This window comes from Bradyrhizobium sp. th-b2 (assembly GCF_000426785.1).
Classification (GTDB): domain Bacteria; phylum Pseudomonadota; class Alphaproteobacteria; order Rhizobiales; family Xanthobacteraceae; genus Bradyrhizobium; species Bradyrhizobium septentrionale.
Map to the genome: position 1 here is coordinate 501,013 of NZ_AUGA01000002.1, position 8,197 is coordinate 509,209.

The following is an 8,197-nucleotide window of genomic DNA, read 5'->3' on the forward strand; positions in this document are numbered from 1 at the left end:
CGATGACGAAAGCGACCAGTACGCCTGTTGCCATCGTCGTACCGCAAAATGCGCAGTCCCTTGACATCTCCGGTCCTTTGGATGCCTTCCTTGAAGCCAACCGCCAAGCTCCCGGCAAATGCAATTACGAGGTTCGACTCCTGTCGACGAGTTGGGATCGCAACGTCACGGCTGGAGGCATGTCGCTGATGGCTCACGGTTCGATCTTTGACGACGACGGGCCGATCGACACGCTGCTGGTCGCCGGCACACCGGACTACGCTCAAGCCTATAAAGAGCCGGCTATGTGCACCTTGCTGCGTCGCCACGCATTACGGAGTCGGCGCTACGGGTCGGACGGCACCGGCGCATTCTTTCTCGGCGCTGCGGGGCTTCTCGACGGGCTCAACGTGACAACACATTGGCAGCACACCTCCGAACTCGCCGAGAAGTTTCCAGCGGCCAAGGTCTCGCCAGACCGGATATTCGTGCAAGACGGAGCGCTCTGCACCTCGGCGGGCGTGGCTGCAGGCATCGACCTCGCGCTGAAGCTGATCGAGGATGATCATGGCTATAGCCTTGCACTTTCGGTCGCGCGCCGGCTGGTCGTGTTCCTGAAGCGGTCGGGCGGCCAGTCGCAAGTCAGCGCACATCTTGCGGCCCAGGGCGCAAAGGAAGGACGAATCCACGCTGTGCAGCACTGGATCCTGGAGCATTTGCAACTCGAACTGACGGTGAAGACGCTTGCCCTGCGAACCGCCATGAGCGTACGCAATTTCACTCGCGTCTTTCAGGAGGAAGCGGGCGTGACGCCGGGCAACTTCGTCGAGATGGCGCGCGTTGACCGGGCGCGACGCTTGCTGGAAGATACCAACAGACCTCTGAAATGCGTCGCAACACTCTGTGGATTCGCAAATCGCGACACCATGCGGCGCGCGTTCATGCGACGAATCGGAACCGGACCCAACGAACATCGTGATCGCTTCCGGCGTCAAGACTCGGTCGGGTTGCCCGGCAAGCTACCGCTAAAACCGCCGCCGGCCAAGGCATTCCACCCGATGAGCAGCCCCGACTCGACTCCGCCAGGACTTCTCGCAGCACATGATGGTGGCCGCGTCCGCGACCACCACGCCTCCTGACGCATCGCGCTGGCGCGAAATGCCGTCGCTCAATAGGCTCGTGTGTGGCCGGAGCGCTGGCCTCTATATGCGTACTGTGGGTTGATACCGCAGTAGGCGTCGGTGCCGGACGCGCTGGCCGTGCATTGGCTATACGTTGAAAACTCGCAATTGCCGGGATAGCCCCACTCCCGTCCCTGCAGACAGTACCGATCGTTCGCAGCGGCTGGCGAGGCGATCGCGAGAAGCCCGATGACAGACAGGCCTGCAAGTTGAACTTGACGCATGGATTAAACTCCGGGTTTCTGTTTTAAAGCGAACGGTCCTCGTCGCAAGGAGCGAGCGATCTTTGCGGGCGCCTTGCGAGGCGCGAGGGGCGTCAGACCGTACTCTCTGGCCGGTCATCTAAGCTTGGGATGACGTAGCCCAAGGTATCGCAGTGTCACAATTGGTCACATCGACGAAATCGCCCTTCGCAATGACGCGAGCGGACATGCGACGTTGACGAAGCTCGAAGCTCCCGGTCGATCGGAGCCAGGCCTCCTGCCTCGTGACGCTCGAACAACGTCGTGAGCTTATGCATTTGGAGCAATAGGCACGAATTGCCCGCAACCTCACCAAAGTCGTGAGGCCGCCAGAACCACACATCAACGTTCTCGTCCCGAACTGTGCGAGCGCCGCCGAGAGGACACATGCGCTCCATACGCGATCGTATGTCCGGGGCTTCTCTGCTCATGCACTGGAAAAGTACCAATGGCAAACTACCCCACACTGACGGCAGATCGCGGCGCGTCCGTCGCTGCTAACAAGAACCTGTGCTTGCAAGGGGCTCCTCGTAGTCATTGGACTGGCGCACTCAACTTGATGATCGGCGAGACTTCAATCTGCCGCGATCAATCCACCGGTCCTGCCGCCTCCCGGCGCACCGTCATTCGCGCCGCGCGATCAATCTCACCTATGGAGTCAACATGTCCAACCAGACGACAGCTAAACTCATGGCCGAGTTCATGAACGTTCGCATTTGTATTCATCGGCGCCGGAACGGCGGCCGTGATGGGCGACGGCGTCGGCCTGGCCGGCATGGGCGCAATTGCTCTTGCCTATGGCCTGGCTATCATGGCTTTCGCCTTCGCATACGGCCCTGTATCGGGCGCCACATGAACCCGGCGGTCACCGTCGGTGTCCTCGCTGCGGGTGCCATTCAACCGCTCGAAGCCATGGGCTATATCGTGTTTCAACTGATCGGCGGTAGTCGCGTATCGCTTGCTGCAAGATGTAATGCGATCTGAGGAGAAGGCTTCCCGCCTGCATGCGGTTTGAGTGCGGGCGGGGTGACTTCAACTATTTAACGCGAACCACTTTCGCGCCGAAACGCCGTTGGCGTAACTCCAACCAATTTTCGAAACACGCGGTTCAGTTGGGATGCATCCCTAAACCCCACCCCAAGCGCCACGTCGGCAATCGATAGTTCGCGTTTCGACAACATCTCTTTTGCAACGCCGATCCGCGCGGACAGGACGTACTGATAGGGCGAAAGCCCAACTGAGCTTTTGAACGCGCGAATAAAGTGGAACTGGCTCAGTTCAACCAAGTTCGCTAGCTCGGATATCCCGATTCCTTTCGAAATGTGAACACCAACAAACTCTTTGATGCGTTTCAATTGAAGCACAGTTAAACCTCCGCGAACCGGTTTCAATTGCGAGTACTTTGGGTCAACGGCGTGCCGTAGCTCCCACAAGAGCAACAGCCCGAGCGTTTCAGCATATGCGCGGTCAACTATGCCCGAGCCATCTAAGACGCCTTGGAGTTTTTGAAGCGTAGATTTAAGATTGCTATTTTCAAAGTACAAAGATGGGGGAATATTTGAGATATCGTTTGCGTACTGATCTGATGAGAGAGGAGCGAGATGAACTGCAAAGACCGACGACACCCTGCCTTTGAAACAATTCCAACCTTCCGCGGAAGAGCCGACCCGCACGAACGTCAATTTATCTCGGACGTCAGTAAGAGTCGAACGGCTCCCCCCGTTTATGGTCGTCTCTCCATCAGAGCGAACAAAGTCATGCAGCGCTAGATAAGCTGCTTCTCCCTTCACTCGCTATTCCAATTCCGTTGGTTGAACACGAACAATCTCGGCGGAGAACCACGACCAAGACATCCGTCTAACCAAAAATGGATAATGTGCATCAGGCTGTCGCTGATGCCACTCGATTTTAGCGTCCGGCCCCAAACTGATTCCCCTCACAGATTTGTCTCATTTATCCAAGTACACACTGATCGCTAGTTCGAAATATCAAAAATTGCTGAAGTTGCGAAAACTTGCTGTCCAACCCCGGCTCAATTGCAGCGCTTTATCACCACAATTTGCGGCGAAATAGCTTTTATTGCGCCAAAATCAATTCGACCGTCGATTTCGTATTGCCGACTAGGCTCACATGATCCTATTTCCGCGCGCGTTCAATTTGAGTGGACATGGCGCAGAGGGATCAAAAATGGCTAAAAAGTCCAAGTTGCTGCTATCAATCGGCGCACGCTTTCGGGGCTGTCGATGAAGGGTGCAGAAGCCAAACCGGCAGTAAGTAATGACAAAGTAACTTCGCCGGTAGACCAAGCTTTGCAGGCGAAGCCGGCACCGAACGCTCACTTTCAAGTTGGTGAGGACCTCCTCGGGTTCGTTATGACGAAGCAACCTGACGGGACGATTGTTGCTGGTCACTCATCTCATGCATCGCATGCATCCCATGCTTCACATGCCTCCAGCCGCTAAGGATCTTTCGGCCTCTCCAGTTATGATTGCTGTAGATCTTGATTCGAGCATTCAGAGCCTGGAGGCCTTGGATGCGGCGGCCTATCGGCTAATTGGAACGGCAACCTGTCAGATCGACCGGGTAGCCGATCGATATGTGTGCCACCTTCTTGCATCCACCAGTCCGCAGCGCCGCGGCGTTCTCTCTCCTGACGACCTGAAGGAACGATTCCTCAACCTCGTTGCGGACGAGAATTTGCGAGCCCGCGTCGCCGGCAAGACTGAAGGCGTGCGAAACGTCATCCTTGCTCTTGCGTTCGGGTCTTTGGCGGCTAACCAGAAAGATGCCGGGTAGATTCCGGCCGGAGCAGTATGGCCCGTTTCTTAGCTCCTGAAGCGTTCAGCGCGGCAACCGAAACTATTTCGTTGTTGCCTTTCAGTTTTGAGCGCACCGGAACATATCAATATCTCGTTGCAAACATGGTAGGCGATTTTATTCGTCTAACTGAAGATGAGATCAATAAGCTGATCGATCTTAGAGTGACGCCCGGCGATGGTCTCTATGAAAGCCTACTCGGCTCACCTAATCACCGGAAGCAATCAGCAGGCACAACGACAGCTGTTGGCATTGCGGCTTAGAAGCCGGATGTCATTCCTTCAACAAGCGACACCGCTTCATATCTTCGTCGTAACGTTACGTTGTGAGCACTCTTGCCCCTACTGCCAAGTCTCGCGTCAAAGTACAGATCGCTCTCGATTCGATATGAGCGAAGAAACGGCGATGCGTGCCCTCGACATCGCGTTTGCCAGCCCGGCGCCGCGAATTAAGATTGAATTTCAGGGAGGCGAGCCACTTCTTAATTTTCCACTTATCAATACCATTGTTTCAACCGCGAAAGTGCGCTCCGCCAGTCTCGGCAAAAAGGTCGACTTTGTGATCGCGTCAAACTTGGCGCTATTGGACGATGTCGTGCTCGACTTTTGTAAGTCCAACGACGTTCTTCTCTCTACGTCGCTCGACGGCCCCGCCGATCTGCACAATAAGAACCGCCCGAGACCGGGCGCAAACAGTCACGAGCTAGCTGTCGCCGGCATCCGGCGGGCCAAAGAGGTTCTGGGTCCCGACAGGATCGGTGCCCTGATGACCACAACGGAAGCGAGCCTGGATCGCGTCGATGACATTATCGACCAATATTTGCAGTTGGGATTGGATGGCATCTTCTTGCGTCCGCTTTCGCCGTTCGGGTTTGCGGTGAAGACCAAGCAGTTTCAGAAATACGATACCGGAAAGTGGCTGGATTTCTATGAGCGTGGTCTGCACCGGGTGCTGGACATCAACCGGCAGGGCAAGCCATTTCGGGAATTCTATGCCGCGCTGATCCTCACGCGCATGCTTTCGGACAGGCCCATTGGCTATGTGGACTTGCGCAGTCCAGCCGGAGCCGGCCTTGGTGCACTGGTTTACAATTACGACGGCGGCATCTTCGCCTCCGATGAGGGCAGGATGCTTGCCGAGGCTGGCGACAACGCGTTCCGGCTGGGGCACGTTGATCACGACAGTTACAAATCACTCGTTCTGTCGGACAAACTGATCGACACGATATCGTCGTCATTAACACAATGTGCCCCGGAATGCTCAACGTGCGTGTATGAGAGCCATTGCGGCGCGGACCCCGTCTATCATCACGCCACTCAAGGCGACGCCCTCGGCATCAAGCCTCTGTCTGCATTCTGCGCCCGGCAAAAGGGTATCATGGGGGTGCTGCTGAACATCCTGGAAAATTCCCCGGAAGACGCGGCAATCCTGCGGCGATGGGCGGCCTCATGACTCTTCCTCTGTACGGCACGGCCTTGTTGAGCAGCGGCTTTCATGGTGAGAAGGCTCGGTCGGTCGTCAGGCTCCGGCCGGTCGAATGCAGCGACGGGCGTCAGGCGTCGGATTTTGCGCTCGTTAAAACACCGGAGGACGTCCAGCGGGCGCTTGAATGCAATTGGCGATCCGTTTTCGCTGTTTCGGATTCGTCCATCGCAAGTCTTGCTCCTAAAGCCTTTGAAGGCCGATTCATCGCCGTGGCGCTGAAGTATGATTACCTCGGAGACGGCGACGTTCTCGGGTTTGATCATTCTTCGCGTAAGTTTCGTACCCTCTTTCGGCGGAACTCCGCGCACAATTCCTTTCTGGTCACGGAACGATGCAACAACTATTGCTTGATGTGCTCGCAACCACCGAAGGATGTCGATGACCACTGGATACTGAATGAAATCAAAGAAAGCCTGCCCCTTATTGATTCCAGCACGCAAGCGCTGACCTTCACCGGCGGCGAGACCCTATCGGACTGGAAGGATTTCATAGGTGTCCTGAAGCAGTGCCGCGATCTGCTGCCTGCTACCGCCGTTCAGGTTCTGACCAACGGTCGTGCGTTCGCAAACTCGCAGATTGTGGACGCCTGGAAGGATATCAGCCACCCGAAGCTGATGGCGGCCATCCCGGTTTATGCCGCGGTCGATCATCTCCACGATTATGTGGTGCAGGCCAAGGGTGCTTTCGACGAGACCGTGCTAGGAATTCTTAAGCTCAAAGATCGCGCCCAACGCGTTGAAATCCGCGTTGTCCTGCATGCCTTGACCGCGCCGGTTATCGCGGAGACGTGTCGGTGGATTGCCCGAATCATTCGTCGATCACGTCGCGTTGATGGGACTCGAAAACACCGGTTTTGCCATTGCGAACGATGCGATGCTCTGGATGGATCCCATGGACTATCGCGAGGGGCTGGCGAAAGCGGTTGATCACCTGGCCGCCGCTGGTGTGAACGTGTCGGTTTACAATCTTCCGAAGTGTGTACTGTCCCGTTCGGTCTGGCCGCATGCGCTGCAGTCGATATCAGATTGGAAGAATGCATTTGTCGAAGAATGCGACCGATGCGACGAAAAGAAGAGCTGTAGCGGCTTCTTACGACCGGACGTCCGCGTTTCAGTCGCGGCATAGCTGCAATCACTTCCTAGCCAAGACTCAGATTTCCACCGCGGTGTATCATGCGTCGCGGGGCCTGCCTGGCAAAAACGAAATCGCCCATCCTGAGCTGTTCGAGATGGCGTAGGATTACGACCGGCCCGCGGGGACATACGTCGTACGAGAATACGGAGGTATGTACTCGCTGAATCAAAGGCGCCGCTGACCGAACGTCCGGTTGAGCCGGCAGCGCAAAGCGGACATTGGACACTGGCGCGGGACGCACACTGTTGTTTCGCGCCAACTAACTCGACGCACCAAAGCCGCCGTCAACATCTATGCATTTGCTCCCCTGCGGCTCCCCTCAGCAATTCGAATGATTGTATCGCGCAAGACCGGAGGAATTATTTCACAGGGTAGAGCCCGGGCCCGAAACAGGAGGGGGTGGGGCGGCAGAACGCTAAAGACCTTACCCCTCCGCTCCCCTGCAGCATTGTTAGAGCCGCAGAGCCAGTTCTTACTGCGCTAACTCAAGTCAGAGCCGCCCCCTGCGCAGGTTGAGCTCCTGGGCACTATAGGACCATCCGCTACTTACGCACTGGCGACCGTCCGGTCCACGAACTCCGGATGCGCTTAAAAGGTAAACCAGCGTTTATGTTTTACGAGCCTATATGATTTCGCATGCCAGTGCTTATCGCGGATACACGTGGCTGCCGGCCGCGCTTGCCGAATTCCATGTCTGCTTTCGAGGGTAGAACGGACGTGCCGCTAAGGCGGAGACACTTCCGATTTTGGCCCTTTTCCGGAAGTGCCGCGCTGGCTATCGAAAGTCCGGTGTCGGGGGTGAAGCGGACGTTACGGTTGCGCGTTCCGACTTCCGAGTTTGGACCCTGAGCGGACATCGTGACATTTTCTCGTTTGATCTACCTCAACAAGCGATTCCCTTATCGCCTATATCACTGCGCGGGGGTAACTTCCATCGACGTGAAGGAAGCGCCAGGCCGTGTTGAAGTTCAGCCCAGGCGCTATGAAATCGGTCTTATGGCGTGGCGGAGAGAACAGCCCGCAGGCCAGCCGGAGCGGAAATGCTGAAGGGACTTTACAAGGTCGAGATGCATACGGTGCACGGTTCCCGCCGTGGCGTCCTCTATTTCTATGACGGCAAGATGATGGGCGGCAGTTCGGCCTTCGCATTCGTCGGCACCTTCAAGGAGTCTACTGGCGGCGAGGTATTGGCTGAAATGTTGACGTTGCGCCACAATAACGATCCGAATTTCCAGCCCTTGTTGAAGACTGACATCGTCACGCTGACGCTCAAGGGTCGGCAGCAGGGCGAGCAATACTATTTTGAAGGTGGCGCGCCGCAATTACCTGGCGTTGCCTTCTACGCGTTGATGACCCCCA

Annotated in this window: 10 protein-coding genes; 8 read left to right on the top strand and 2 right to left on the bottom strand. The window is 56.4% G+C overall.

Features of this window, described 5'->3' with window-relative positions:
• Positions 1-2 precede the first annotated feature (2 nt).
• On the top strand, positions 3-1,118 hold the full coding sequence (locus K359_RS51150) for a GlxA family transcriptional regulator (protein ID WP_084518268.1): 1,116 nt from the start codon (positions 3-5) through the stop codon (positions 1,116-1,118).
• A gap of 29 nt (positions 1,119-1,147) precedes the next feature.
• Here the strand turns inward: K359_RS51150 and K359_RS58600 are convergent, their stop codons facing one another.
• Positions 1,148-1,384 (bottom strand): DUF3551 domain-containing protein, encoded by a 237-nt coding sequence (locus tag K359_RS58600; protein ID WP_084518269.1) that lies wholly within the window; start codon positions 1,382-1,384, stop codon positions 1,148-1,150.
• 870 nt (positions 1,385-2,254) lie between these two features.
• On the opposite strand from K359_RS58600, the gene K359_RS63140 reads away from it, so the two are divergent.
• The gene (locus tag K359_RS63140) at positions 2,255-2,386 is read left to right on the top strand and encodes an aquaporin (protein WP_165128500.1); all 132 of its coding nucleotides are present in this window, start codon (positions 2,255-2,257) and stop codon (positions 2,384-2,386) included.
• A gap of 56 nt (positions 2,387-2,442) precedes the next feature.
• Here the strand turns inward: K359_RS63140 and K359_RS0105150 are convergent, their stop codons facing one another.
• On the bottom strand, positions 2,443-3,192 hold the full coding sequence (locus tag K359_RS0105150; protein WP_245284512.1) for an AraC family transcriptional regulator: 750 nt from the start codon (positions 3,190-3,192) through the stop codon (positions 2,443-2,445).
• 453 nt (positions 3,193-3,645) lie between these two features.
• On the opposite strand from K359_RS0105150, the gene hxsA2 reads away from it, so the two are divergent.
• The 6 genes from hxsA2 to K359_RS0105170 all read left to right on the top strand — a co-directional run.
• Positions 3,646-3,864: a His-Xaa-Ser repeat protein HxsA2 gene (hxsA2, locus tag K359_RS66125; protein WP_205751491.1), complete on the top strand. Its 219-nt coding sequence runs from the start codon at positions 3,646-3,648 to the stop codon at positions 3,862-3,864.
• Positions 3,803-4,198, top strand: a complete 396-nt coding sequence (locus K359_RS0105155) for a hypothetical protein (RefSeq protein WP_156928365.1) — start codon at positions 3,803-3,805, stop codon at positions 4,196-4,198. The genes hxsA2 and K359_RS0105155 overlap by 62 nt, the downstream gene beginning before the upstream one ends.
• Positions 4,199-4,215: 17 nt before the next feature.
• Positions 4,216-4,482, top strand: coding sequence for a hypothetical protein (locus tag K359_RS63145; RefSeq protein WP_198031105.1), 267 nt, complete (start codon positions 4,216-4,218; stop codon positions 4,480-4,482).
• Positions 4,406-5,671: a His-Xaa-Ser system radical SAM maturase HxsB gene (gene hxsB, locus K359_RS51155; protein WP_198031106.1), complete on the top strand. Its 1,266-nt coding sequence runs from the start codon at positions 4,406-4,408 to the stop codon at positions 5,669-5,671. The genes K359_RS63145 and hxsB overlap by 77 nt, the downstream gene beginning before the upstream one ends.
• Positions 5,668-6,630: a 4Fe-4S cluster-binding domain-containing protein gene (locus K359_RS51160; protein ID WP_198031107.1), complete on the top strand. Its 963-nt coding sequence runs from the start codon at positions 5,668-5,670 to the stop codon at positions 6,628-6,630. Before hxsB ends, K359_RS51160 begins: the two co-directional genes overlap by 4 nt.
• Positions 6,631-7,878: 1,248 nt before the next feature.
• Positions 7,879-8,197, top strand: a 319-nt coding sequence (locus K359_RS0105170) for a hypothetical protein (RefSeq protein WP_029078389.1), incomplete at its 3' end; no start/stop codon positions are given.

Coding starts and splice junctions, on each gene's coding strand:
- K359_RS63145 (WP_198031105.1), top strand. CDS start 4,216: ATGGCCCGTTTCTTAGCTCCTGAAGCGTTCAGCGCGGCAACCGAAACT.
- hxsB (WP_198031106.1), top strand. CDS start 4,406: ATGAAAGCCTACTCGGCTCACCTAATCACCGGAAGCAATCAGCAGGCA.
- K359_RS58600 (WP_084518269.1), bottom strand. CDS start 1,384: ATGCGTCAAGTTCAACTTGCAGGCCTGTCTGTCATCGGGCTTCTCGCG.
- K359_RS51160 (WP_198031107.1), top strand. CDS start 5,668: ATGACTCTTCCTCTGTACGGCACGGCCTTGTTGAGCAGCGGCTTTCAT.
- K359_RS63140 (WP_165128500.1), top strand. CDS start 2,255: ATGAACCCGGCGGTCACCGTCGGTGTCCTCGCTGCGGGTGCCATTCAA.
- K359_RS51150 (WP_084518268.1), top strand. CDS start 3: ATGACGAAAGCGACCAGTACGCCTGTTGCCATCGTCGTACCGCAAAAT.
- hxsA2 (WP_205751491.1), top strand. CDS start 3,646: ATGAAGGGTGCAGAAGCCAAACCGGCAGTAAGTAATGACAAAGTAACT.